The following is a 21,733-nucleotide window of genomic DNA, read 5'->3' on the forward strand; positions in this document are numbered from 1 at the left end:
GGTGCGGGGGCTTTCGCGTGGGTGGGCGGGGGCGGCCCGGACGGCGGTCAGGCCGTGTGGATGACCTGGAGCACGCCGTTGATGATCTGCTGGACGGCGATCGCGGAGAGCATCATGCCGGCGAGGCGCGTCACGAGGACGACGCCGCCGTCCTTGATGATCCGGATGATCACCAGCGAGTAGCGCATGGCCGTCCACAGCACGAGGTGCATGGCCAGGATCGCGAGCCAGACCGAGACCTGCCCGGTGATCCCGTCCGCCTTCTGCACGGCGAGGATGACGGAGACGATCGCACCGGGGCCGGCGAGCAGCGGCATGCCGAGCGGCACGAGGGCGACGTTCACGTCCTTGGTCTGCTTGGGCTCGTCGTTCTTGCCGGTGAGCAGGTCGAGCGCGATGAGCAGGAGCAGCAGACCGCCCGCGATCATCAGCGCGGGAACGGAGACGTGCAGGTAGTCCAGGATCTGCTGGCCGCAGATGCCGAAGACGGCGATGACGCCGAAGGCCACGCAGACGGCCTGCCAGGCCATGCGGCGCTGCACCTTGGCGGGACGGCCCGAGGTCAGGGCGAGGAAGATCGGTGTGATGCCCGGGGGATCCATAATCACAAAAAGCGTGAGAAATAGGGATCCGAAGACGGCGAAGTCGAACACAGTGATGCCTTGCAGGAGAGAGGGGTGTTTCGAAGAGAGGAAGAAGGGGCGGGACGGCGCGCGTGCGCGCCGCGCGGCGCGTTACGCGCCGGTCGCTCCGCCGGCGCCGGGAACGGGGAAGGCCCCCGTCGCACGGCGCGTGATCTCGCCGTAGATCTCGGGGTCGGTCGTGTACTCCCCGAGGCGGCACGTCTTGCGGCTGCCGTGGTAGTCGCTGGACCCGGTCGTCAGGAGTCCGAGGTCGCCGGCCAGGGCGCGCAGCCGCCCGCGGGTGTCGGTGTCGTGGTCCATGTGGTCCACCTCGATCCCGTCCAGACCGGCGGAGGCGAGCTCGGCCACCACGGACTCGGGAACGCACCGGCCGCGCTTGACGGCGGCGGGGTGGGCGAAGACGGTGACCCCGCCGGCCGCCTTGACCAGGCGGATGGCGTCGAAGGGGTCGAGCTCGTGCTTCTGCGCGTGGGCGCGGCCGCCGTCGGCTATCCACTCCGGCGTGAACGCGTCGGACACGGTGGGGACGACGCCCAGCTCGACGAGCGCGGTCGCGATGTGCGGCCGCCCGACCGAGCCGTTGCCGGCGATCCGGGAGACCTGCTCCCAGGTGACGTCGACGCCGAGCTCCCGCAGCTTGCCGATCATGGCCTGGGCGCGAGGGGTGCGGTCGTCGCGGACGAGCTCCCGCTCGCGGGCGAGCTCGGGCTCTTCGGGGTCGAAGAGGTACGCGAGCATGTGCATCCCGATGCCGTCGAGGCGGCAGGACAGCTCCATGCCGGTGACGAGGGTGAGCCCGTCCGGAAGCGCGGCGAGGGCTTCGGCGTATCCCCCGACGGTGTCGTGGTCGGTCAGCGCGACCACGTCGAGCCCGGCGGCGGCCGCGCCCAGGACCAGCTCTGCCGGGGTGTCGGTCCCGTCGGAGGCCGTGGAGTGGGCGTGCAGATCGATGCGCACGGCCGGATCTCCAGGGGTCTCGCGGGTACGGGGGGACACCCCAGGATACCGCCCGGCCGCGGGGCGGGTGCCCACGCCGGCCGCCGCCCGCCCGGCTGCCCCGGTCCGGGCGCGGCCCGCGGGGGTGGTCGGACGGGGGGCCCGCTACGGGCCGAGGACGCGCGGGCTCAGCGCGCCGCACGGCAGGAGTTCGACCTCGGACCCCGCGTCCCGCAGGTCCGTCAGCACCAGTTCGTCGTACATCAGCAGGCCGGACTGCTCCGGCCAGACGACGGCCCACAGCCACAGTCCGCGCGCCTCGCCGGCGAACACGGCCCGGTCGTCCGGGGCCCCGTTCACGTGCCACAGCGGCGTCGGGCGTCCCGCCGCCACGACCTTGGCGTGCGGGGGCGCCGAGACGTCGATGTACGGGCCGGGGTCGGGTCCGTCGATCCCCGCGTACCGCGCGCCGAGGCCGACCCCCAACTCCTCAGCGACCAGCAGCAGCTCGCCGATCCCGCCGAGCGGTCCGGGGCCCGAGCAGGCCACCGCCGTCGCCCTGCCCCCGCTGCGGTCGTCACCGGCCGACGCCACCCCGGTGAACAGCCACCCCACGGGCAGCGGCCACGGCATCCACACCGGCACCTCCGCCCGGTTCACCACCACGCCCAGGCCTTCGACGCTGGGCGGGATGACGGGCTGCAGGGGGTGCACCGTGCCGTGCACCACACACTGCCAGGAATCGGCGAAGAGCCCGGGCGCCCTGACCCGGCCACCGCACTTCGGGCACGTAGGTTCGCCCCTCATAAGAAGCCACGCTCCTCCCCGCCCGGCGCCCCGTCAAGACACGATCACCCGTCCGGATGCCCCGGCCGGGAGGTATCAGTCCAGCGGCACTGCGCTGCGAAGAGGATCCCGCAGATCCGTGCCGTGCGACAGCCAGCGTTCCTGGAGGGCGGCCGCGCCGTGCACCCGCTTCCAGGCGGCCTCGTTCGAGGTCATCGGCAGCAGCGGGAGGAAGTGCACCGGGTCCATGGGCTCGTCGAGTTCGAGGTCCTCCACCAGCCCGCCCGGTTCCGCGACGAGCACGGAGGTGAACGGCGCCCCCTCCCACAGCGGCTCGCCCACGTCGAGCGAGGCACCGGGGGCCACCACCAGCCCCTCCACCTGCGGCGCGGCGCCCAGCACCGCGAGCGGCCGCAGCAGCTTGTCGGTGGGCGCGAGTCCCGCCCGTACGGTCAGCACGAGCTCGGCGCGCGGACCGCGCAGCGGGTCGGCGACGACGGCGGTCGGGTCGGTCATCGGATGCTCGGACATGCCGAGGGTCGCGTACCGCACGAGGTCGCCCTCGGAGAAGCGGAGGACCTCGATGCGGTCGGTGCCGAGGAAGGTGACGGCGGCGCGGGCGTCGGGTTCGCCGAGCGCGCTGCGCAACCGGGCTTCGACGAGAGCCAGAATTTGTGCCATGAACCGAGCATAGAACTCGTATGAGGCGGGTAAAGGGCGGGTCTTGACCACCCGTCGGCTGATAATGTTGACCGCTGGTCGGGGCCACACTCGTGAAGAGCTGTTTCGGGGCAGCCGACGACAGGACGTCCTCCACGGAGGACCGGCCGGAGGAGGTGGGGCTGCAATGGATCGAAGTCGATCGTGCAGTACCAATCGCTCTTCCACTCCCCGCACGGGCACCACGGGCACGTTCCCGCCCGTTTGATCATCTGATCAGTAGAAGAGCGACGGCGGAACTTTGTCCTCCCGTCCTGTTCCTTCCGTCCGCCCCGGGCCCGCCCGCCCGGCCGTCGCCCTCCGGAAGGGACCTCCCACCCGTACGGTCCGCAGCCGTGCGTGCGAAGGAGCCTGCCATGTCGATGCTGCCCTACCTGCGTGCCGCCGTACGTCCGGCCCTGCGCAGGTCCACCCCGTCCCAGCCCGGCTACGACGCCACCCGCGACCCCTCCGCGAGCAGCGCGGTCGTCGACTGCGCCGTGTACCGCGACGGCCGACGCGCCCTGGGATCCGCGTGTCTGACCCCCCGTGAGGCGATGGCCCGGGTACGCGAGAGCGGCGGGTTCGCCTGGATCGGCCTGCACGAGCCGACCGAGGCCGAGTTCGCGGGGATCGCCGCCACGTTCGGCCTGCACCCGCTCGCCGTGGAGGACGCGGTACACGCCCACCAGCGGCCGAAGCTGGAGCGCTACGACGACACCCTCTTCACGGTCTTCAAGACCATCCACTACGTGGAGCACGCCGAACTGACCGCCACCAGCGAGGTGGTGGAGACCGGCGAGGTGATGTGCTTCACCGGCCCGGACTTCGTCATCACGGTCCGGCACGGCGGCCAGGGCTCCCTGCGGTCCCTGCGCCACCGCCTCCAGGACGACCCCGAGCTGCTGGCCAAGGGCCCCTCGGCCGTCCTGCACTCCATCGCCGACCACGTGGTCGACGGGTACATCGCGGTCGCGGCGGCCGTCCAGGACGACATCGACGAGGTGGAGAGCGCCGTGTTCGCCGCGCCCGCCAAGGGCTCCGCGCGCGGCGGCGACGCGGGCCGCATCTACCAGCTCAAGCGCGAGGTGCTGGAGTTCAAGCGGGCCGTCTCGCCGCTGCTGCGGCCGATGGAGCTGCTGAGCGAGCGTCCGATGCGGCTGGTGGACCCGGACATCCAGAAGTACTTCCGCGACGTGGCCGACCACCTGGCGCGGGTGCACGAGCAGGTCATCGGCTTCGACGAGCTGCTGAACTCGATCCTCCAGGCCAACCTCGCGCAGGCGACGGTCGCCCAGAACGAGGACATGCGCAAGATCACCTCGTGGGCGGCGATCATCGCCGTCCCGACGATGATCTGCGGGGTCTACGGGATGAACTTCGAGCACATGCCGGAGCTGCACTGGCGCTACGGCTACCCCATGGTGATGGCCGCGATCGCCGGATCCTGCTTCACCATCCACCGCGCGCTGCGCCGCCACGGCTGGCTCTAGCCGGCCGCCTCCGGCCCGCTCCGGTCGGCGCGGGGCCACCCCCTACTCTGTTGCGCATGACTCTCAGCACGCTCGACCTGGCCCTCGTCGAGGAGGCCACCAAGAAGTCCGGCCTCATCTGGGTCCGCGGCTCCGGGGCCGACCGGGCCCTGTGGCACGCCTGGGTGGACGGCGCGGCCCACGTGCTGGGCGACGGGCCCGGGGAGCAGCCGTTCCCGGGGCTCGCGGACGGCGCCACCGCCGAGGTCACCGTACGCAGCAAGGACAAGGGCGGCCGGCTGGTCGCCTGGACCGCGGCCGTACGGGAGCTCGCGCCCCGCGGTGAGGAGTGGCAGGCCGCGGTGGCCGAGCTGAAGGGCAAGCGGCTGAACGCGCCCGACGCGGAGGAGATGACCGAGCGGTGGGCGCGCGAGTGCCGGCTGCTGCGCCTGGAGCCGGTGGCGGCGAGCACCGACCTGCCCGGCGGATCGCTGGCCGCGACCCCGCTGGGCTCGCCGGCGGTGACCCGCCGGCCGATCCCGGCCGCCCTGCCGAAGCTGCTGCTCAAGCGGAAGAAGGCGGCCCGCTAGGCCCCCCCCCCCCCCCGCTACTTCGTCGGGTTCGAGCCCTGCCCCGATCCCTTGCTCGGGGCCGGTGACGGGCCCGGGCCGCCGCTCTGGTCCTTGGTCGTCGGCATCTGGGTGCCGTAGTCGACGGTCTGGTCCTGCGCGGGCGCCTCCAGCGGAAACGTCTTGCCCCACTCCGCGAGCACGACCTGCCCGGCCCCGCCGGCCCGCTCCAGGCGCAGCGGGTACGGGGTCCCCTCCAGGGAGACCGACAGCTTGCCGCCCTTGCCCTTGTCGGCCGTCACGAGCACCGCCCGGGTGTGGCCGACCTTGGTGTAGTCGTCCTCCTTGGCCAGCTTGCCGTCGAGTCCGAGCAGCCCGTCGAGCAGCACGTGCATGTCGGTGAAGCCGCGGAACTGCTTGTACGTGGGGTCGCTCTCGGGCACCTTCACGTACTTGTCGCCCAGCTTGCCCGCCGAGTCGGACTTCCCCCAGAAGGCGGCGCTGGCCTTGAGGTAGAGCTGCTCCCCCACGCGCAGCACCTGGAAGGTGTCCTCCTGAGACTTCACCTCGCCGGAGCCGCCGTCCTTGCCCAGCCGCATGTCGAGCGCGAAGGACTTGCCGCCGCTCACGAGCGTGCCGGACAGGTGCACCGAGGCGGCGGCGCCGGCCGCGGCCTTCGCCTTGTCCTCGATCTGGTCGGCGGAGAGCTTGCCGACCCCGTTGGTGCCCTCGTCCTGATCCGCGCCGCAGCCCGTACCGGTGACGGCGAGGCCGGCGAACAGGACGCCGGCGAAGGCCGCCCGGCGCAGCCGAGCGGCGGGGAGGTAGGCGGTCACGGGCAGGTGCCTCTCGTCGTGCGGTTGCGTGGTGCGTGTGCGAGCAGCAGGCAGCGTACCCGCCCGTAGCTCCGGTGCCGGGCGGGTGGTCGCCCGTACCCACGGGCGGACCGCCCCACCAGGACGCTCTCCCGCGGCACGGGCTAGCCTGAGGGGCGGCAGGACTGAGGATCGACGCTCTAGGAGGCGCTCGCATGGCTGGTGGCGCCCCGCGGATCTTCGTCTCGCATCTGTCGGGTGTGCCCGTCTTCGACCCCAACGGCGACCAGGTCGGCCGCGTCCGCGACCTCGTCGCGATGCTGCGCGTCGGCGGGCGCCCGCCGCGGCTGCTGGGCCTGGTCGTCGAGGTGGTCAGCCGGCGCCGGATCTTCCTTCCGATGACCCGGGTGACGGGCGTGGAGTCCGGACAGGTCATCACCACCGGTGTCGTCAACATGCGGCGCTTCGAGCAGCGGCCCACCGAACGCCTGGTCCTGGGCGAACTGCTGGACCGCCGGGTGACGCTTGCGGCCACCGGCGAGGAGGTCACCGTCCTCGACGTGGCCATCCAGCAGCTGCCGGCCCGCCGCGACTGGGAGATCGACCGGATCTTCGTGCGCAAGGGCAAGAGCGGCGCGCTGCGCCGCCGCGGGGAGACCCTGACCGTGGAGTGGTCGGGGGTGACCGGCTTCTCGCTGGAGGAGGAGGGCCAGGGCGCCGAGAACCTGGTGGCCACCTTCGAGCAGATGCGCCCGGCCGACGTGGCGAACGTACTGCACCACCTGACGCCGAAGCGGCGCGCCGAGGTGGCCAACGCCCTCGACGACGACCGGCTCGCGGACGTCATGGAGGAGCTGCCCGAGGACGAGCAGGTGGAGATCCTGGGCAAGCTGAAGGAGGAGCGCGCCGCCGACGTCCTGGAGGCGATGGACCCCGACGACGCGGCCGACCTGCTCTCGGAGCTCCCGGAGGACGACAAGGAGCGGCTGCTGACGCTGATGCAGCCGGACGACGCGGCCGACGTGCGCCGCCTCCTGTCGTACGAGGAGAACACCGCGGGCGGTCTGATGACGACGGAGCCGATCGTGCTGCGGCCCGACGCGACGGTGGCCGACGCGCTGGCCCGCGTACGGCAGGCGGACCTGTCGCCGGCGCTGGCGGCCCAGGTGTACGTGTGCCGGCCGCCGGACGAGACGCCCACGGGCAAGTACCTGGGGACGGTGCACTTCCAGCGGCTGCTGCGGGACCCCCCGTTCACGCTGGTGAGCTCGATCGTGGACACGGACCTGCCGCCGCTGCGCCCGGACGCCTCGCTGCCGCAGGTGACGACCCATCTCGCCGCGTACAACATGGTCGCGGTGCCGGTGGTCGACGAGAGCGGCTCGCTGCTGGGCGCGGTGACCGTGGACGACGTGCTGGACCACCTGCTGCCCGACGACTGGCGGGAGACGGACTTCCACGCCGAGGAGGTCTCCGATGTCCGGTGAGCGGCGGGGCGGCGGCGAGCCGGCGCGCGACCGGCGCCGCGAGCAGATCCGCGTGCGGCGGGAGCTGGCGCGCGAGCACGCCCGCGAGTTCGCGCGCGAGCAGGGGCTGACCGGCCGGGAGGAAGAGGCCGCCGAGCGGATGCGGTCCAAGGCGGCCTCCGCCTCGACCGGGTCGACCGCGCTGAGCCGCTCGCCGCGGGTGCGCCTGGACCAGCCCCGGTCGGACCGGCGGCGGGTGCTCCCGGTGTACGACCCGGAGGCGTTCGGGCGGCTGTCGGAGCGGGTGGCGCGCTTCCTCGGCACGGGCCGGTTCATCGTCTACATGACGCTGGTCATCATCGTCTGGGTGCTGTGGAACATCTTCGCGCCCACGCACCTGCGGTTCGACGAGTACCCGTTCATCTTCCTGACGCTGATGCTGTCGCTGCAGGCCTCGTACGCGGCCCCGCTGATCCTGCTCGCGCAGAACCGGCAGGACGACCGCGACCGGGTCAACCTGGAGCAGGACCGCAAGCAGAACGAGCGCTCCATCGCCGACACCGAGTACCTGACCCGGGAGATCGCGGCGCTGCGGATGGGCCTGGGCGAGGTCGCGACCCGCGACTGGATCAGGTCGGAGTTCCAGGACCTGATCAAGGAGATGGACGAGCGCCGGCTGTTCCCGGCGGAGAGTGACGAAGGCGACCGCTAGCGGCCTTTCCGGAGGCAGGCTACCGAGCCGTACCATCGGGGCATGGCTACCGACACAAGCTCCGCCGCCGTGCCTGAGCAGGACGCGATCCTCGACGCGCTGGCGACGGTGAACGACCCCGAGATCCACCGGCCGATCACCGAGCTCGGCATGGTCAAATCGGTGGAGATCGGCGAGGGCGGCGAGGTCGCGGTCACGGTCTACCTGACGGTGTCGGGCTGCCCCATGCGCGAGACGATCACCAAGAACGTCACCGAGGCCGTCGAGCGGGTCGCGGGCGTCACCTCGGTCGCGGTCACGCTGGACGTGATGAGCGACGAGCAGCGCAAGGACCTGGCGGCCACGCTGCGCGGCGGCACCGCCGAGCGCGAGGTCCCCTTCGCCAAGCCGGGCTCGCTGACCCGCGTCTACGCGGTGGCCTCCGGCAAGGGCGGCGTCGGCAAGTCGTCGGTGACGGTGAACCTGGCCGCGGCGATGGCCGCGGACGGACTGAAGGTCGGCGTCGTCGACGCGGACATCTACGGCCACAGCGTGCCGCGCATGCTGGGCGTGGAGGGCCGCCCGACCCAGGTCGAGAACATGATCATGCCGCCCTCGGCCAACGGCGTGAAGGTCATCTCCATCGGCATGTTCACCCCGGGCAACGCGCCGGTGGTGTGGCGCGGACCGATGCTCCACCGGGCGCTCCAGCAGTTCCTGGCGGACGTGTTCTGGGGCGACCTGGACGTCCTGCTGCTGGACCTGCCGCCGGGTACGGGCGACATCGCGATCTCGGTGGCCCAGCTGGTGCCGAACGCGGAGATCCTCGTCGTGACCACGCCCCAGCAGGCGGCGGCCGAGGTCGCGGAGCGGGCCGGCTCGATCGCGGTGCAGACGCACCAGAAGATCGTCGGCGTCGTCGAGAACATGTCCGGGCTGCCGTGCCCGCACTGCGACGAGATGGTGGACGTGTTCGGCTCGGGCGGCGGCCAGAAGGTCGCCGACGGCCTGACGAAGACGGTCGGCGCGACGGTGCCGGTGCTCGGCTCGATCCCGATCGACGTACGGCTGCGCGAGGGCGGCGACGAGGGCAAGCCGGTCGTCCTCTCGGACCCCGACTCCCCGGCCGGTGCGGCGCTGCGCGCCATCGCGGGCAAGCTGGGCGGCCGCGCGCGCGGCCTGGCCGGCATGTCGCTGGGCATCACCCCGCGCAACAAGTTCTGAGCGCCGCGAACGGCGCCGGGAACAAACGCCGGGAACGAGGAGGGCACCGCCGGCCGGCGGTGCCCTTTCCCGTATCCGGACTACGCGTACGCGGCCAGATCGGCGATCACCGAGAAGCCGAGCCCGTACGCGCTCATCCCGCGCCCGTACGCGCCCACGTGCACGCCGCCCTTCGTCGACCCCGCCAGGACCCAGCCGAACTCCGACTCGCGGTAGTGGAACGGCGTCGGCTCCCCGTCGACCGGGAGCGAGAGCGTCGACCAGTCCGGGCCCGCGAGGTCGTCTGCGAGTTCCCAGGCGGCCTCGGTCTGCTGGTCGAGCCAGTCGTCGCGCAGGGTGTGGTCCATCTGGCCCGGCCAGCTGTAGGCCAGCAGCCCCGAGCCGGCCAGCCAGGCCGCCGAGGAGACCGAGGTGGCCTCCAGGACGCCGGTGCCGTCGCTGCTGCGGCGCAGCGGGTTGCTCGCGACGGTGACGACCACCGCGAAGCGCTCCTTCTCGCCGGTGGCGAGCTCCCCGCGCGCGGAGGGCTCGTCGCCGTGGCCGGTGGAACCGTGCTCGACGGTGCCGTCGGCCCCGGTGCCCACCTGCATGAGCCAGCGCGGGCCGGTGTAGGCCCCGTCCAGCCCGTACCAGGGGAATTCGGCCCGCAGGTACGCCTCCACCGCCCGGCGGGCCGCCGGGACGGGCACGGCGCCCTCCTCGGGCTGCTGGGGCTCGGGCTGCGCGGGCGCCGCCTGCGGGGACGCGGCGGCGGTCTCGGCCGGCCCGGGTTGCGGCTGCGCGGCTGGTGCAGCTGGTGCGGCAGCGGGAGCGGGCGCCTCGGCGGGCTGTACCCCTACCCGGCTACTGCTCGTCGTCTCCATCGATGCGGCCTCTCGTTCCGTGGGGTCCGGAACGCGCCCACCCCCACGTGTCGTCGGGGGGACCCCCACCCTGGGGCGTCCTGGGTCCGGACTCATGGAGGATAGCCACCGGACCCCGAATCGCCCGGAAGGCTCGAAACGAGGGGTGTCTCAGGTGGCGTCGGCGTCGTACGGGGTGCGCTGCTCGGCGGCCGGGGCGGCGGCCTTCTTCAGCAGGTCCGGGCCGGTGGCCGGGGGCGCGGCGGAGGCGGCCGGGGCGGAGTCGCCCTCGCGGCTGTTCACGGCGTCGGTGACGTCGTTCAGCTCCTTGCGGAGATCGAAGGTGCTGCGGATCTCCTTCAGGTCCTCGTTCTCGCTCAGCTGCTTGCGCAGGAACGTCTTCGGATTCAGGTCCTCGAACTCGAAGTCCTTGAACTCGGGACCGAGTTCGGAGCGGATGTCCTGCTTCGCGCTGTCGGAGAACGCGCGGATCTTCCGGATGACCCCGGAGACGTCCTGGATCACCTTGGGCAGCTTGTCCGGACCGAAGATGAGGATGGCGAGCACCACGATGGTGACCAGCTCGAGTGCGCCTATGTCGTTGAACACCTTGCCGCTCCTCGGCTCTTTTCACTTCGGGCCACGACACACGGTACCCGGCCTTGTCGGCGGGCCCATACATCGGTGCGGCATCGGCCCGGGATTCTCCATCTGGTCATGATCCGTTCGCCGAACCGAGGACCAGGTCCAGGGTGCGCTCCCGGCCGTCGCGCAGGACGGTCAGGGCGAGGGGGTCTCCCGGGCGGTGGGCGCGGATCTTGATGACGAGCTCGTCGCCGCCGTGCACCCGCACGCCGTCCACCTTGGTGATCACGTCGCCGCCCTGGATCCCGGCCCGGGCACCGGGGCCGTCCGGGGTGACGGCGGGCTTGCCGCCCTCGCCCTTGGTCCCGACGCGGGCCCCGTCCCCGGTGTACTCCATGTCGAGGGTGACGCCGATGACGGGGTGGGTGGCCCGGCCGGTGCGGATCAGCTCCTCGGCGACGCGCTTGCCCTGGTTGACCGGGATGGCGAAGCCGAGCCCGATGCTGCCGCTCTGCTTGGCGCGTTCTGCGCCATCGCCGCTTGCGTCGGCTCCCCGGATGGCGCTGTTGATGCCGATCACGCGGGCCTTGGCGTCCAGGAGCGGGCCGCCGGAGTTCCCCGGGTTGATCGGGGCGTCGGTCTGGAGGGCGTCGACGTAGCTGATGTCGCTGCCGTCGCCCTTGTCCCCGCCGGCGGTGATGGGGCGGCCGGTGGCGCTGATGATGCCGGCGGTGACGGTGTTGGAGAGGTCGAAGGGCGCGCCGATGGCCACGACCGGGTCGCCGACCTTCACGTTCTCGGAGTTGCCGAGGGAGAGCGGCTGCAGGCCCCGTACGCCGTCGACCTTGACCACGGCCAGGTCGTAGCCGCTGTCGCGCCCGACCAGCTGGGCGGTGACGCTCTCGCCGGTGCTGAAGGTGACCGTTATGTCCTTGGCGTCGGAGACGACGTGGTTGTTGGTGAGGATGTGGCCCTGCCCGTCGAGGACGAACCCGGTTCCGGTACCACTGCCGGCGCTGCCGCGTACGTGGAGGGTGACGACGCCGGGCAGGGCGGTGGCGGCGATGCCGGCCACGCTCTCGGGGGCGCGGTTCTTGCTCTCGACGGCGGCCTGGGGGAGTTCGAGGCGCGTGCTGCTCCGGCGCTCCGCGAGCACGCCGAGCCACCCGCCGACGCCTCCCGCGAGCAGGGCGATGCCGAGCCCGAGGGCGAGGGCGTGCCGCACCCGTACGACGGGCCCGCCGCCGGCCGCTTTGCCCCGGTCCGCGACCTGGAGTGGCTGCTCGCCCCAGGGGTCGTACCGGGGCGCGGGTACGGCTTCGGCGGGCAGGGGCTCCGTATCGGCCGCCGGTACGGAGTCCGGCTGCGCGGGCCGCTCCGCCGCGGCGGAGCCCGCCTCCGCTTGGGGTGCGGCGGGGCGGCTCCACCACTTCGGGGCCGTGTCGGACTGCGGCTGGTCGGCCATGGGCGCGCTCCCTGGGGGTCCCCCGGCGGAGACAGGGGGAAGTACCTGTAGCACCGCCGGGCGGCGCATCTGCCGCAGATTCAACCAGGTCCCGCGCCGACCGGGGGCTCCGCCCCCGGTACCCGTCCTCAGCGGGTCAGCGAGACCGGGCGGGGCGAGATCGAGGGGTGGACCGGAGGGAGCGGAGCCGTGGGACGGGGCCCCGCCACGAAGCCGGGACCGGGAGCGCGCTCGCGGTCGCGGACCACCGCGTCCGTCACCGACACCGCCGGGCCGGGACGCGATGCCGGGGCCTCGCCCCGTACGGCCGGATCCAGCGAGTCGACCGGCAGCGAGCCGCCCAGCGCGATCGCGGCCAGCGAGACCGCCCCGGCCGCCACGAACGCGAAACGGCGCCGCGGCCGGCCCACCTCGTGGATGCGGAAGCCCTGCTGCGGCGCGGCCGGGGCCACGTACCCGAAGAGCTCCGCGCCCGGCGGAGCCGGCGGACGGGAGGACGGACCCGACGGCCCGTCGGGACCGCCGCCCGGCAGCCCCTGCAACCGGGCCAGCAGCCCGGCCGACAGCGGCGGCGGCGCGCTCTCGACGAAAAGGCTCTTCAGGCGGCGCTGCGCATCGGCCTCGGCCTTGCACTTGGCACACGTGGCCAGATGCGCCAGGACCCGCTCGCGCGCGTCATGGCTCAGTTCCCCGTCGACCAGTGCGGCCAGCCGGTCACCCAGGTGCTGTTCGGCAGGAGAGGGACTGACTCCGCTCACTCGGTTCCGCCCTCTCCCCCGGCGCCCGGAGCGCCCACCGCCGCTCCCGCCAGCGCCCGCTGCTCGGCCCGGGCCTCGGGGGACCGGTGCTTGAGCGCCTTGCGCAGGTGCGAGCGGCCCCGGTGGATACGGCTGCGCACGGTGCCGAGCTTCACGCCCAGCGTCGCGGCGATCTCCTCGTACGACAGGCCCTCGATGTCACACAGCACCACGGCGGCGCGGAACTCGGGCGCGAGGGTGTCCAGCGCCTGCTGCACGTCCGCGTCGAAGTGGGTGTCGTGCAGGACCTGCTGCGGGGACGGCTCGCGGCTCGGCAGCCGCTCGGCGGCGTCGTCGGCGAGCGCGTCGAAGCGGATCCGCTGCTTGCGGCGGACCATGTCGAGGAAGAGGTTGGTGGTGATCCGGTGCAGCCAGCCCTCGAACGTGCCCGGCGTGTAGGTGGACAGCGAACGGAAGACGCGGACGAAGACCTCCTGCGTGAGGTCCTCGGCGTCGTGCTGGTTGCCCGTCAGACGGTAGGCGAGGCGGTAGACCCGCGCACTGTGCGTGCTGACGATCTCCTCCCATGAAGGAGGGGTCCACGCCTGGGTGCCCGCATCGGCGGCAAAGGTCGCGGTGGTTGCGGTGGCAGCGGTGTGGAAGCGGTCAGCAATGTCGGTCACGGATTTCGGCTCACCAGCCGACCAGAAGAGGCGTCTGAACACCCCTCCACGATCCACAGGCGCAGCCGCACCTCCCCTATCGGCTCTGGTGGTGTCCAGTGGAGTCCCTACCATAGCCACCCCTCCCGTCAGCTCCGGATAAGCGTTTTTGCAGTAACTTTGCACGGGTCCGCGACGGGCCGGGCCGTCGATCTGCCCACTGCCGCCCCATCTATCCCGGCCGCGGCCCGCCCATACGCCCCTTTTCGCCGCGCTGGTTCAGTCCGCCGCCGTTTTCTCCAACGCCCGGTCCCATCTGCGGGTTCCCGACGTCAACGGATACAGTCACCGTTGCGCCAACTATGGGGACAGGAGAGGGTCATTACCGGCAACCGGCAGACGAGCTGGGCGTTCGCCGACGCGTTTGTCGCCGAGGACGACGCTCTGCGGTGGGCCCGCGACCGGGCCAGGGAAGCGGGCCTTCGGTCCGTCTCCCCGGGCACCGGGGCCGCGCTGCGCCTGCTCGCCGCCACCGCGGACGCCAAGGCGGTGGCCGAGATCGGCACCGGCACCGGCGTCTCCGGCATCCACCTCCTGCACGGCATGCGCCCCGACGGGGTGCTGACCACCGTGGACCCCGAGGCCGACCGGCAGGCCTTCGCCCGCCAGGCCTTCCGCGCCGCCGGCTTCGCGGGCAACCGCGCCCGCTTCATCCCCGGCCGCGCACTCGACGTACTCCCCCGGCTCGCCGACGGCGGGTACGACCTCGTCTTCTGCGACGGGGACCCCTCCGAGTCCCTCGACTACCTCGCCGAATCGTTGCGCCTGCTGCGCCCCGGCGGGCTGGTCTGCTTCGAAGGGGTCTTCTCCGACGGCCGCACCGTCGACGGGTCGGCCCAGCAGACCGAGGTGCTGCGCGTACGGGAGCTGCTGCGCAGCGTCCGCGAGAGCCCGGCCCTGGAGGCGGCCCTGCTCCCGGTGGGCGACGGCCTGCTGTGCGCGGTCCGGCGCTGAGCCGACGGGCCCCGGCGACCGACCCCGCTCAGCTCAGCAGCACGAAGGTGAGGGCGGAGGTACCGCCCAGCGCCGTGCCGGCGAGGAGCTGGGCCGGGGTGTGCGCCCGAAGGACCAGCCGGGACCAGGCGACGGCGGCGGCGATCAGGACCGCCGGAAGCACCCGCGGCCCGAAGACGAGCAGCAGGATCATCACGGCGCCCGCGGCCACCGCCATGTGGATCGATATCTGCCAGACGACCGTCACCAGCAGCGAGGACACGAGGCCGACGAGCATCGCGACGACGAGCGCGAACACCTCTGCCGGAGCGCCGAGGGCGCGCAGCAGAACGACCCCGGCGAGCACGCAGAGCAGGCTCAGGGCCATCGGGACGATCCGCTGCCCGCGCACCCGTATGTGCGGGTCGGTCAGCGACCCCCGCCGCACCCCGACGACGATGATCGCGATCGGGGCCGCGCCGCAGAACAGGGCGGCGAGCAGACCCCAGCCGAGACCCGTCCACGACGCACCGCTGTGCCCTCCGATGAGCAGCAGCAGGGCGACGACCATGTTCGCCGGGGCGAGCCCGTCGGATACGAGGCGGGCGGCCTTCTGGCGGGGGGTGCAGTCGGCGAAGGCCGGCGGCGCGGGCGGGGAGAAGGTCACGGCTGGGCTCCGCGGGGCGCAGGGGTACGGCCGGGGGACCAGGTCCGCCCCGGACATGACACAACGCCGCCCCGGCCGCTGGTGGGCGGCCGGGGCGGCGCAGAGAATACGGGTACTGCGGTGCTGCCGACGGAGTTAGCCGACGACCTTCTTCAGGGCGTCACCCAGGGCGTCCGCTTCGTCCGGAGTCAGCTCGACGACAAGCCGACCGCCGCCCTCGAGCGGTACGCGCATGACGATGCCCCGCCCCTCCTTGGTGACCTCGAGCGGGCCGTCGCCCGTCCGCGGCTTCATGGCCGCCATGCTCGTTCCCCTTCCTGAAACCAGCTCATCGTCAGCCGACGGCCCCATTCAGGCGCCTGGAACCCGGCATCGAACACATTGCTTCTTGGCCATTATCCCGCATGTCAGGACCCGATGACCAACATCGGCAGGGAACGCTTGCGCAACGCGCTCGGCCAAAACCACTCATTTCGGGGACGTGCCTGCGATACTTCGCCGCCGCACCCGGCGTACGCCCTCCGCTTTCTTTGACGCACATCACATGCCCCGGAGCGGCCGGGTCCGCCATGCTGGCCCTTGCACCGGCCGGTACCGGCCGGTAGCCAAGCCCGCGACGAAGGGGGACCCCCTGCCATGGCCGACAGCGTGCTCTACGAAGTGACCGACGGACTCGCGAAGATCACGATCAACCGTCCCGACGCCATGAACGCGATGAACACCGAGGCCAAGGTCGCGCTCCGCGACGCGGTCCGGGCCGCGGCCGCCGATCCGGCCGTCCGCGCGGTGCTCCTGACGGCGGCCGGCAACCGGGCGTTCTGCGTCGGCCAGGACCTCAAGGAGCACATCGGGAACCTGGCGGCGGACCGCGAGAGCGGCTCCTCGCTGACCATGAACACGGTCGCGGAGCACTACAACCCGATCGTGCGCGCCCTGACCGAGATGCCCAAGCCGGTGGTGGCGGGCGTCAACGGCGTGGCGGCCGGAGCGGGCTTCGGATTCGCGCTGGCGGCGGATTTCCGGGTCGTCGCCGACACGGCCTCCTTCAACACCTCCTTCGCGGGGGTGGCGCTGACCGCCGACTCGGGCGTCTCCTGGACCCTGCCCCGGCTGATCGGCGCCTCCCGCGCCGCCGACCTGCTGCTCTTCCCGCGCTCGGTGAAGGCGCAGGAGGCGTACGAGCTCGGCATCGTGAACCGCCTGGTCCCCTCGGACTCCCTGCACGCCGAGGCGGAGGCGGTGGCCCGCACCCTGGCCGAGGGGCCGACGGTGGCCTACGCGGCCCTGAAGGAATCCCTGGCCTACGGGGCCTCGCACTCGCTGTCCGAGGCGCTGGACCACGAGGACACCCTGCAGGCGCGCGCCGGCGCCTCCGAGGACCACTCGATCGCCGTCCAGGCCTTCCTCGCGAAGCAGCCGCCGAAGTACCTGGGCCGCTGAGGCGGCCGCCCCCTGCCCCCGTCTCAGGCGGGGGTACGGGCGGCGCAGGCGGCCAGGTGGTCGTTGACCAGCCCGCAGGCCTGCATCAGCGCGTAGGCGGTCGTGGGTCCGACGAAGCGGATGCCGGCCTTCTTGAGCGCCTTGGACAGGGCCGTGGACTCGGGCGTCACCGCCGGCACCTCGGAGATCGTCGCGGGCGCCGGGCGCCCCGGCTCCGGCGCGTGCGACCAGATCAGCGCGTCCAGTTCGCCCGGCTCCCACTGCGCCAGCACCTTCGCGTTGGCGAGCGTGGCCTCGATCTTGGCCCGGTTGCGGATGATCCCCTCGTCGGCGAGCAGCCGCTCCGCGTCGGCCGGCCCGAAGGCGGCGACCTCGGCGATCACGAACCCCGAGAAGGCGCTGCGGAAGCCCTCCCGCCGGCGCAGGATCGTCAGCCAGGACAGCCCCGACTGGAAGGCCTCCAGGCACAGCCGCTCGTACAGGGCGTCGTCCCCGTGGACCGCGCGGCCCCACTCGGTGTCGTGGTAGGCGATGTAGTCCTCGGTGGCCAGCGCCCAGGGGCAGCGCAGACCCCCGTCCGGACCCGCGATCGCCGTCACCGTGCCTCCCCCGGGGCGTCCTTGTGCAGGTCGACCGCCGCGGCCGGCGCCTGCGCGCGCCCGTGCGCGGCCGCCGCCGTGAGCTCCGCGATCCGCGCGTCCCGCTCGGCGAGTTCCGCCGCGAGCCGCTCCAGTACGTCGTCCACCTCGGCCATCCGGTAGCCGCGCGGCGACACCGGCAGGCGCAGGGCGTCGATGTCAGCCCGTACGACCGGGCGGTTCTCCGGCAGCGCGTCGGCCACCCGGTCCGGCTCCGCCTCCGGCAGTACGGCCTCGGAACCACCGCCCACCACGGCCAGGGTGACCGCCGCGACGACCACGACCAGCGCGATCAGCAAGAACCAGAACACGAGCAACTCCCTGAGAGACATCATCGGGCCACCGGCCACCAGGTTAAGGTCGCAGCGAGGCGCGAGGGCCGCCGGAGGAGGAAAGAACGGGATGCTGCGACTGGGCAGGCGCGAGTTCGGGACCCACGAGCCGGTGATCATGGCCATCGTGAACCGGACTCCGGACTCCTTCTACGACCAGGGCGCGACGTTCCGCGACGAGCCCGCGCTGGACCGGGTCGAGCAGGCGGTCGCCGAGGGCGCCGCGATCATCGACATCGGCGGGGTCAAGGCGGGCCCGGGCGAGCACGTGGACGCGGCCGAGGAGGCCCGGCGCACGGTCGGCTTCGTGGCCGAGGTGCGGCGCCGCCACCCGGACGTGGTGATCAGCGTGGACACCTGGCGGCACGAGGTCGGCGAGGCCGTCTGCGAAGCCGGAGCCGACGTGCTGAACGACGCCTGGGGCGGGGTGGACCCGAAGCTGGCCGAGGTCGCGGCACGGCACGGGGCCGGCCTGGTCTGCACCCACGCGGGCGGCGCCCTGCCCCGCACCCGGCCGCACCGGATCGCGTACGAGGACGTGATGGAGGACATCCTGCGGGTCACGGTCGGGCTGGCCGAACGCGCCGCCGCACTCGGCGTCCGCCGGGACGCGATCATGATCGACCCGGGCCACGACTTCGGGAAGAACACCCGCCACTCGCTGGAGGCCACGCGCCGCCTGGGCGAGATGACGGACACCGGCTGGCCGGTGCTGGTCTCCCTGTCCAACAAGGACTTCGTCGGCGAGACCCTGGACAAGCCGGTCAAGGAGCGCCTGCTGGGCACCCTGGCCACGACGGCCGTCTCGGCCTGGCTCGGCGCCCAGGTCTACCGCGTCCACGAGGTCGCGGAGACGAAGCAGGTCCTGGACATGGTGCGCACCATCCAGGGCCACCGGCCGCCCGCGGTGGCCCGCCGCGGACTGGCCTGAGCCACGCGCCCCCGGCGGTGGGCCGCCGGGGGCTCGCGTAGCGGCTGCGGCTACTTGCCGACTTCCTTGGTCACCAGCGCGATCGCCTCGTCCACGTCGTCCGTGACGTGGAAGAGGTAGAGGTCGCGCTCCGAGGCCTTGCCCTGCGCGATCACCGTGTTCTTCAGCCAGTCGACCAGACCGGACCAGTACGCGGACCCGAACAGCACGATCGGGAACCGGGTGATCTTCTGGGTCTGGACCAGGGTCAGCGCCTCGAACAGCTCGTCCAGCGTGCCGAGTCCGCCCGGCAGGACCACGAAGCCCTGGCTGTACTTCACGAACATCGTCTTGCGGACGAAGAAGTACCGGAAGTTCAGCCCGAGGTCCACGTGCTGGTTGAGCCCCTGCTCGAAGGGCAGCTCGATGCCCAGGCCCACGGAGATGCCGTTGGCCTCCCGGGCGCCCTTGTTGGCCGCCTCCATCGCGCCCGGGCCGCCGCCCGTGATCACCGCGAAGCCCGCCTCGACGAGCGCGCCGCCGATCCGCACGCCGGCCTCGTACTCCGGCGAGCCGACGGGCGTACGGGCCGAACCGAACACGCTGATCGCCGGCGGCAGCTCCGCCAGCGTGCCGAAGCCCTCGATGAACTCCGACTGGATGCGCAGGACCCGCCAGGGATCGGTGTGCACCCACTCGGAGGGCCCGGCGGAATCCAGCAGCCGCTGGTCCGTCGTACTGCCCGCCTGTACCTGGCTCCGCCTGCGCAGCACCGGCCCGAGCTGCTGCTCCTCGGGCCGACGACGAGCGGACCCTTCGGAGTTGCCCATGATGTGCTCCCTCCTGCTGATCGTTGGATCAGATTAGGCGCACAAAGGTGACGACAAGCGGAATTCAGGAGGTCAGCCAGGCGCGGAGTCGTTCTTCGCAGTGGAGGATGGCCTTCGTCCCCACGTGCTCGTCCACCTTGTGGGCCAGCAGGGCGTCGCCCGGGCCGTAGTTCACCGCCGGGACGCCGAGGGCGCTGAAGCGGGACACGTCCGTCCAGCCGAACTTCGGCATGGCGCGGCCGCCGACCGCCTCCATGAACGCCGCCGCGGCGGGGTGGGAGAGGCCCGGCAGGGCGCCGCCCGAGAAGTCGTCGATCACGAACTCGTCGACGCCGCAGTCGGCGAAGACCTCCCGGACGTGGGCGATCGCCTCGTCCATGCTGCGGTCCGGGGCGAAGCGGAAGTTGACCGTGACCGTGCACGCGTCGGGGATGACGTTGTTGGCGACGCCGCCCTCGATGCGGACCGCGTTCAGGCCCTCGTGGTACTCCAGCCCGTCGATGACCGGCTTGCGGGGCTCGTAGGCCGCGAGTTTGGCGAGAATGGGGGCCGCCGCGTGGATGGCGTTGGAGCCCATCCAGCTGCGCGCGGAGTGGGCGCGCTCGCCGCTCGTGCGGAGCAGGACGCGCAGGGTGCCCTGGCAGCCGCCCTCGACCTCGGCGTTCGACGGCTCCAGCAGGACGGCGAAGTCACCGGTCAGCCAGTCGGGGTGGGCCTCGGCGACCTTGCCCAGGCCGTTGAGGTCGGCGGCGACCTCCTCCTGGTCGTAGAAGACGAAGGTGAGGTCGCGGTTGGGCTCGGGCACGGTCGCGGCGATGCGCAGCTGCACGGCGACGCCGGATTTCATGTCGGTCGTTCCGCAGCCCCACAGGACGTCGTTCTCGTCGAGGCGGGACGGGACGTTGCCGGCGATCGGCACGGTGTCGAGGTGGCCCGCGAGGACGACGCGCTCGGCCCTGCCGAGGTGCGTACGCGCCACGACGTTGTTGCCGTACCGGTCGACCGTGAGGTGCGGCAGGGCGCGCAGGGCGTGCTCCACCAGGTCGGCGAGGACCTTTTCGTCGCCGCTCACGGACGGGATGTCGACGAGCCGGGCGGTCAGCTCGGCGGCGTCCAGGGTGAGGTCCAGCTCGGATTCGGACATGGCTCAGACCCTAACGCCCAGGACTGCGGCGAAGCTCTCACGGTCCGGCCGGTGGACGCGTCGTATGGCTCAAGTACGGTGGGCGCCGTGACCCGGAACGATCCCCCCCGTCCTCGTCGCCGACGCCGGCCGCTGCTCACGTGCGCGGGTGTGTTGGTGCTGCTCGCACTGATCGGCTACTTCGCCGTGCAGTACAACTCGACGAACGGCGGTGGCGGGGCACCGCACTGCACCGCCAGCGCGCGGACGAGTGGGCAGGGGGTCGACATGACCCCGGAACAGGCGGGCAACGCGGCCACCATAGCCGCGGTCGGCGTGGCCAAGGGCCTGCCGGACCGGGCCCTGACCATCGCGCTGGCGACCGCGATGCAGGAGTCCGGGCTGCGCAACCTCCCCCACGGCGACCGTGATTCGCTGGGGCTGTTCCAGCAGCGGACCTCGATGGGCTGGGGCACCGAGGAGCAGATCATGGACCCGGTGTACTCGGCCGGGAAGTTCTACGACCACCTCGTCGAGGTCAAGGGGTACGCCGATCTCCCGCTGACGGAGGCCGCGCAGGAGGTCCAGCGCAGCGGCTACCCCGAGGCGTACGCGAAGCACGAGCCGGAAGCGGTCGTGATCGCGGCGGCCTTCGCCGGGGACGGCGAGCTGACCTGCGGCGGGCCCGCGCCGACCGCGCCGGGCGATCCGGAGAAGGTGCGCACGGAGCTGACCCGGATCTTCGCCAAGAGCAAGATGCACACCGCCCCGGCGGAGCCGCGCCGTACGCAGGACGCGGCCGGGAAGGTGAAGGAGGCCGAGGTGACCTTCGTCGAGAAGAAGGACGGCGGCGCCTCCGCGGCGCGCGGCAGCAAGGTGATGGCGGGCTGGGCGGTGGCCAACGCGCGCGGTATGGGGGTCGTCCGGGTCTCGTACGGCCCGGCGAGCTGGGTGGCCGGCCAGGCGAAGGGCGAGTGGCAGCAGTTGGGCCCGGCCGGGGCGCAGGGCAAGGGCAAGGCAGGGGCGTCCGACCCCCACCGGGCGGAGAACGGCTCGGTGCGGATCTTCGTGGCCCAGTGACGCGCCGCTCCCGCCGTGGGGTCGCGTGTACGAGGCTTCCCCCGCCCGGGGGTGACCGGACACCCGGCCCGGGCGGGCTCCGGGAGGACGGAACCCCTGGTCGGCGCGGTGCCAAGGTGGTTGGCGC

At 72.5% G+C, this 21,733-nt stretch carries 24 protein-coding genes and 1 pseudogene; 9 read left to right on the forward strand and 16 right to left on the reverse strand.

Annotated features, from left to right (window positions below):
* Positions 1-47: 47 nt before the first annotated feature.
* The 4 genes from CP980_RS11805 to CP980_RS11820 form a co-directional block, all read right to left on the reverse strand.
* Positions 48-653: a MarC family protein gene (locus CP980_RS11805; RefSeq protein ID WP_132756557.1), complete on the reverse strand. Its 606-nt coding sequence runs from the start codon at positions 651-653 to the stop codon at positions 48-50.
* A gap of 81 nt (positions 654-734) precedes the next feature.
* Positions 735-1,601 carry a PHP domain-containing protein gene (locus tag CP980_RS11810; RefSeq protein ID WP_099889618.1) on the reverse strand — a complete coding sequence of 289 codons (867 nt, stop codon included), beginning with the start codon at positions 1,599-1,601 and terminating at the stop codon, positions 735-737.
* A gap of 144 nt (positions 1,602-1,745) precedes the next feature.
* Positions 1,746-2,387 (reverse strand): DUF6758 family protein, encoded by a 642-nt coding sequence (locus CP980_RS11815; RefSeq protein ID WP_132756555.1) that lies wholly within the window; start codon positions 2,385-2,387, stop codon positions 1,746-1,748.
* A gap of 75 nt (positions 2,388-2,462) precedes the next feature.
* Positions 2,463-3,047 carry a suppressor of fused domain protein gene (locus CP980_RS11820; protein WP_150528134.1) on the reverse strand — a complete coding sequence of 195 codons (585 nt, stop codon included), beginning with the start codon at positions 3,045-3,047 and terminating at the stop codon, positions 2,463-2,465.
* 395 nt (positions 3,048-3,442) lie between these two features.
* On the opposite strand from CP980_RS11820, the gene CP980_RS11825 reads away from it, so the two are divergent.
* Both CP980_RS11825 and CP980_RS11830 read left to right on the forward strand, forming a co-directional pair.
* Entirely contained in the window at positions 3,443-4,558 is a 1,116-nt protein-coding gene (locus tag CP980_RS11825) for a magnesium and cobalt transport protein CorA (protein WP_099889621.1), read from the forward strand.
* Between the two features lie 56 nt (positions 4,559-4,614).
* Positions 4,615-5,127, forward strand: a complete 513-nt coding sequence (locus CP980_RS11830; RefSeq protein ID WP_099889622.1) for a hypothetical protein — start codon at positions 4,615-4,617, stop codon at positions 5,125-5,127.
* Between the two features lie 17 nt (positions 5,128-5,144).
* Here CP980_RS11830 and CP980_RS11835 read toward each other — a convergent pair whose 3' ends face one another.
* Positions 5,145-5,942 (reverse strand): hypothetical protein, encoded by a 798-nt coding sequence (locus CP980_RS11835; RefSeq protein WP_229906934.1) that lies wholly within the window; start codon positions 5,940-5,942, stop codon positions 5,145-5,147.
* 194 nt (positions 5,943-6,136) lie between these two features.
* On the opposite strand from CP980_RS11835, the gene CP980_RS11840 reads away from it, so the two are divergent.
* The 3 genes from CP980_RS11840 (at position 6,137) to CP980_RS11850 (ending at position 9,302) form a co-directional block, all read left to right on the forward strand.
* Positions 6,137-7,408, forward strand: coding sequence for a magnesium transporter MgtE N-terminal domain-containing protein (locus CP980_RS11840; protein WP_132756553.1), 1,272 nt, complete (start codon positions 6,137-6,139; stop codon positions 7,406-7,408).
* A 139-nt stretch (positions 7,409-7,547) separates the two neighbouring features.
* Entirely contained in the window at positions 7,548-8,099 is a 552-nt protein-coding gene (locus tag CP980_RS11845) for a DUF1003 domain-containing protein (RefSeq protein WP_132757226.1), read from the forward strand.
* 87 nt (positions 8,100-8,186) lie between these two features.
* Positions 8,187-9,302, forward strand: a complete 1,116-nt coding sequence (locus tag CP980_RS11850) for an Mrp/NBP35 family ATP-binding protein (protein ID WP_099895398.1) — start codon at positions 8,187-8,189, stop codon at positions 9,300-9,302.
* Positions 9,303-9,382: 80 nt separating this feature from the next.
* Here CP980_RS11850 and CP980_RS11855 read toward each other — a convergent pair whose 3' ends face one another.
* From CP980_RS11855 to sigE, 5 genes and pseudogenes are all read right to left on the reverse strand, one after another.
* A complete protein-coding gene (locus CP980_RS11855; protein WP_150528135.1) occupies positions 9,383-10,165 on the reverse strand; it encodes a hypothetical protein in 783 nt (260 codons plus the stop codon).
* Positions 10,166-10,315: 150 nt separating this feature from the next.
* The gene (locus CP980_RS11860; protein ID WP_132756551.1) at positions 10,316-10,753 is read right to left on the reverse strand and encodes a sec-independent translocase; all 438 of its coding nucleotides are present in this window, start codon (positions 10,751-10,753) and stop codon (positions 10,316-10,318) included.
* Positions 10,754-10,859: 106 nt separating this feature from the next.
* Entirely contained in the window at positions 10,860-12,479 is a 1,620-nt protein-coding gene (locus CP980_RS11865) for a S1C family serine protease (protein WP_229906956.1), read from the reverse strand.
* Positions 12,480-12,862: 383 nt separating this feature from the next.
* Positions 12,863-12,952 (reverse strand): annotated as a pseudogene (locus CP980_RS36715) (hypothetical protein); the annotation flags it as partial.
* Positions 12,949-13,728 carry an RNA polymerase sigma factor SigE gene (gene sigE, locus CP980_RS11875; protein WP_078864465.1) on the reverse strand — a complete coding sequence of 260 codons (780 nt, stop codon included), beginning with the start codon at positions 13,726-13,728 and terminating at the stop codon, positions 12,949-12,951. The gene sigE and the pseudogene CP980_RS36715, both read right to left, overlap by 4 nt.
* A 216-nt stretch (positions 13,729-13,944) precedes the next feature.
* On the opposite strand from sigE, the gene CP980_RS11880 reads away from it, so the two are divergent.
* Complete coding sequence (locus tag CP980_RS11880; protein ID WP_132756547.1) at positions 13,945-14,607, forward strand: O-methyltransferase; 663 nt, start codon at positions 13,945-13,947, stop codon at positions 14,605-14,607.
* Between the two features lie 28 nt (positions 14,608-14,635).
* On the opposite strand, the gene CP980_RS11885 is transcribed toward CP980_RS11880, so the two are convergent.
* Both CP980_RS11885 and CP980_RS11890 read right to left on the reverse strand, forming a co-directional pair.
* The gene (locus CP980_RS11885) at positions 14,636-15,253 is read right to left on the reverse strand and encodes a phosphatase PAP2 family protein (protein ID WP_229906935.1); all 618 of its coding nucleotides are present in this window, start codon (positions 15,251-15,253) and stop codon (positions 14,636-14,638) included.
* A gap of 135 nt (positions 15,254-15,388) precedes the next feature.
* The gene (locus tag CP980_RS11890) at positions 15,389-15,556 is read right to left on the reverse strand and encodes a DUF3117 domain-containing protein (protein ID WP_003966491.1); all 168 of its coding nucleotides are present in this window, start codon (positions 15,554-15,556) and stop codon (positions 15,389-15,391) included.
* A gap of 333 nt (positions 15,557-15,889) precedes the next feature.
* Between CP980_RS11890 and chcB the strand changes: the two genes are divergently transcribed.
* A complete protein-coding gene (chcB, locus tag CP980_RS11895) occupies positions 15,890-16,693 on the forward strand; it encodes a 2-cyclohexenylcarbonyl CoA isomerase (protein WP_132756543.1) in 804 nt (267 codons plus the stop codon).
* A 23-nt stretch (positions 16,694-16,716) separates the two neighbouring features.
* On the opposite strand, the gene CP980_RS11900 is transcribed toward chcB, so the two are convergent.
* Together CP980_RS11900 and CP980_RS11905 are read right to left on the reverse strand one after the other, a co-directional pair.
* Entirely contained in the window at positions 16,717-17,292 is a 576-nt protein-coding gene (locus tag CP980_RS11900; RefSeq protein WP_132756541.1) for a DNA-3-methyladenine glycosylase I, read from the reverse strand.
* A complete protein-coding gene (locus tag CP980_RS11905; protein ID WP_132757224.1) occupies positions 17,289-17,648 on the reverse strand; it encodes a DivIVA domain-containing protein in 360 nt (119 codons plus the stop codon). The genes CP980_RS11900 and CP980_RS11905 overlap by 4 nt, the downstream gene beginning before the upstream one ends.
* Positions 17,649-17,733: 85 nt before the next feature.
* On the opposite strand from CP980_RS11905, the gene folP reads away from it, so the two are divergent.
* The gene (gene folP / locus CP980_RS11910) at positions 17,734-18,594 is read left to right on the forward strand and encodes a dihydropteroate synthase (RefSeq protein WP_099889633.1); all 861 of its coding nucleotides are present in this window, start codon (positions 17,734-17,736) and stop codon (positions 18,592-18,594) included.
* A 50-nt stretch (positions 18,595-18,644) separates the two neighbouring features.
* Here the strand turns inward: folP and CP980_RS11915 are convergent, their stop codons facing one another.
* Together CP980_RS11915 and dapE are read right to left on the reverse strand one after the other, a co-directional pair.
* On the reverse strand, positions 18,645-19,403 hold the full coding sequence (locus CP980_RS11915) for an LOG family protein (protein ID WP_132756539.1): 759 nt from the start codon (positions 19,401-19,403) through the stop codon (positions 18,645-18,647).
* Between the two features lie 64 nt (positions 19,404-19,467).
* Positions 19,468-20,547 (reverse strand): succinyl-diaminopimelate desuccinylase, encoded by a 1,080-nt coding sequence (gene dapE / locus CP980_RS11920; RefSeq protein ID WP_132756537.1) that lies wholly within the window; start codon positions 20,545-20,547, stop codon positions 19,468-19,470.
* Between the two features lie 78 nt (positions 20,548-20,625).
* Here dapE and CP980_RS11925 point away from each other — a divergent pair, with 78 nt between their 5' ends.
* A complete protein-coding gene (locus CP980_RS11925; protein ID WP_444545606.1) occupies positions 20,626-21,606 on the forward strand; it encodes a hypothetical protein in 981 nt (326 codons plus the stop codon).
* The last annotated feature ends 127 nt before the right edge of the window (positions 21,607-21,733 follow it).

The organism is Streptomyces vinaceus, assembly GCF_008704935.1.
In the GTDB taxonomy this organism is placed as follows: Bacteria; Actinomycetota; Actinomycetes; order Streptomycetales; family Streptomycetaceae; genus Streptomyces; species Streptomyces vinaceus.

Coding starts and splice junctions, on each gene's coding strand:
- dapE (WP_132756537.1), bottom strand. CDS start 20,547: ATGTCCGAATCCGAGCTGGACCTCACCCTGGACGCCGCCGAGCTGACC.
- CP980_RS11890 (WP_003966491.1), bottom strand. CDS start 15,556: ATGGCGGCCATGAAGCCGCGGACGGGCGACGGCCCGCTCGAGGTCACC.
- chcB (WP_132756543.1), top strand. CDS start 15,890: ATGGCCGACAGCGTGCTCTACGAAGTGACCGACGGACTCGCGAAGATC.
- CP980_RS11830 (WP_099889622.1), top strand. CDS start 4,615: ATGACTCTCAGCACGCTCGACCTGGCCCTCGTCGAGGAGGCCACCAAG.
- CP980_RS11915 (WP_132756539.1), bottom strand. CDS start 19,403: ATGGGCAACTCCGAAGGGTCCGCTCGTCGTCGGCCCGAGGAGCAGCAG.
- CP980_RS11825 (WP_099889621.1), top strand. CDS start 3,443: ATGTCGATGCTGCCCTACCTGCGTGCCGCCGTACGTCCGGCCCTGCGC.
- CP980_RS11855 (WP_150528135.1), bottom strand. CDS start 10,165: ATGGAGACGACGAGCAGTAGCCGGGTAGGGGTACAGCCCGCCGAGGCG.
- CP980_RS11820 (WP_150528134.1), bottom strand. CDS start 3,047: ATGGCACAAATTCTGGCTCTCGTCGAAGCCCGGTTGCGCAGCGCGCTC.
- CP980_RS11815 (WP_132756555.1), bottom strand. CDS start 2,387: ATGAGGGGCGAACCTACGTGCCCGAAGTGCGGTGGCCGGGTCAGGGCG.
- CP980_RS11845 (WP_132757226.1), top strand. CDS start 7,548: ATGCGGTCCAAGGCGGCCTCCGCCTCGACCGGGTCGACCGCGCTGAGC.
- sigE (WP_078864465.1), bottom strand. CDS start 13,728: ATGGTAGGGACTCCACTGGACACCACCAGAGCCGATAGGGGAGGTGCG.
- CP980_RS11840 (WP_132756553.1), top strand. CDS start 6,137: ATGGCTGGTGGCGCCCCGCGGATCTTCGTCTCGCATCTGTCGGGTGTG.
- folP (WP_099889633.1), top strand. CDS start 17,734: ATGCTGCGACTGGGCAGGCGCGAGTTCGGGACCCACGAGCCGGTGATC.